General features: G+C 68.7%; 3 protein-coding genes. All 3 read left to right on the top strand.

Translation table 11 applies throughout. From position 1 onward, the window contains the following. Positions 1-238, top strand: a 238-nt coding sequence (locus LQV45_RS30270) for a DUF2304 family protein (protein WP_230010909.1), incomplete at its 5' end; no start/stop codon positions are given. 9 nt (positions 239-247) lie between these two features. Beyond that, positions 248-1,135 carry a glycosyltransferase gene (locus LQV45_RS30265; protein ID WP_230010908.1) on the top strand — a complete coding sequence of 296 codons (888 nt, stop codon included), beginning with the start codon at positions 248-250 and terminating at the stop codon, positions 1,133-1,135. Then, a partial coding sequence (locus LQV45_RS30260; RefSeq protein WP_230010905.1) for a glycosyltransferase occupies positions 1,132-1,707 on the top strand: 576 nt, incomplete at its 3' end. The genes LQV45_RS30265 and LQV45_RS30260, both read left to right, overlap by 4 nt.

Below are 1,707 nucleotides of genomic sequence, written 5' to 3'. Positions count from 1 at the left end.
GTTTCCGAGCCTGCTGACGATCGTGGCCGAACGCGTCGGCGTCCAGCTGCCGTCCAATCTGCTGTTCATCATCAGCATCCTGCTGCTGCTCGGTGTCTGCCTGCACTTGTCCTGGGAGCTGTCCGTGGTCGAGGACGAGACCCGCACCCTCGCGGAGGAAGTGGCCATCCTCCGGACCATGGTCGAGGACATGTCCTCCCGGGACGGCGACGCTCCGGCGACGCCGACGACGAAGTAGGAGGCCCCGGTGGCACTGGACATCTTTATCCCCTACTGGGGCGACGTTAACTACATGAAACTGGCCGTGGACAGCGTCCTGGCCCAGACCAGCCCGGACTGGCGCCTGGCGGTGGTTGACGACGCGTACCCGGGCGACGACGTCAGACGCTACGTCGAGGCCGCGGACGATCCCCAGATCACGTATATCCGCAAGGACAAGAACGAGGGCATCACCGAGAACTTCAGGACCTGCGTCTCGCTGGCCAGCCAGGACGTCCTGGTGGTCATGGGATGCGACGACCTTCTGCTGCCGAACTTCGTGGACGTCGTGCTGCGCGCCCACGCCGAATTCCCCGACGCCTGGATTATCCAGCCCGGCGTCCAGATCATCGACGAGGACGGCAAACCCTCCGTTCCCCTGGTGGACATCGTCAAGCAGCGGCTGGTCAAACCGCGCGGAACCGGGTCCCGGCTCGTGGGCGGCGAGCGGCTGGCGGTCAGCCTCCTGCACGGCGACTGGCTCTACTGGCCCTCCCTGGCCTTCCGCCGCGACCGGATCCGGGACTACGACTTCCGTGACGGTTTCCCGGTTATCCAGGATCTCGCCCTCGTCATGGACATGGTGCTTGGCGGGGCCGAACTGCTGATCGTCCCGGATATCTGCTTCGAATACCGCCGGCACACTCACAGCGCGTCGTCCGCGAAACTCGTCGACGGGTCCCGGTTCGTCGGTGAGCGCGAGTTCTTCGACCTGGCCGCAGCGCTGTGCACGGCGAAGGGCTGGCGCAAGGCGGCCCGCGCCGCCCGGCTGCGGCTCACGTCCCGGGCGCACGCACTCCTGATCCTCGGCGGCACGCTCCGGCAAAGTGCCTCCGGGACGCTCGGCATCCTCCTGCGGCATTCCTTCGGAAAGTGAGCGAACCCCACGTGACCGGCGAATCCCCCGTCCCTGCCACGGGCGTCACCGGCGTCACCGGCGTCGTCACCGCGTTCCGGCCGACGGCTGCGCTGATCGGCAACGTCGAATCGCTGCGCGGGCAGGTGGACGCCGTCGTGGTGGTTGACGACGGCGGCGGCCCCGGCTTCGAGCCGATCTTCGCCGCGCTGGCTGCGGCCGGCGCAGAAGTGGTGCGCCTCCCGGAGAACGCCGGCATCGGCGCCGCCCTGAACGCCGGCATCCGCACGGCACGCCGGCTCGGCAACCCGGAGTACATCCTGACCGTGGACCAGGATTCCCTGCTGCCCGCGGGTTATGTGCAGGCGCTGCGCCAGGCCGCCGCGGACGCGCGGGCCGCCGGCGTCGAACCCGGCCTCATCTCCCCGTCCAGGATCCACGGAAACCCGGTGCTGCGCGCCGGTACCCGGAACGGCGTCGCCCTGGGCCGGGAGCCGATCCAGTCGGGCCTCCTGATCCCGGCCGGCACGCTGGACGCCCTTGGCGGGTTCTGGGAAGAGCTCTTCATCGACCTGGTCGACACCGAGTACTAC

Source organism: Microbacterium sp. Bi128, assembly GCF_918698205.1.
Note: the sequence above shows the minus strand (reverse complement) of the source record. Positions and strands in the feature narration are given on the sequence as shown.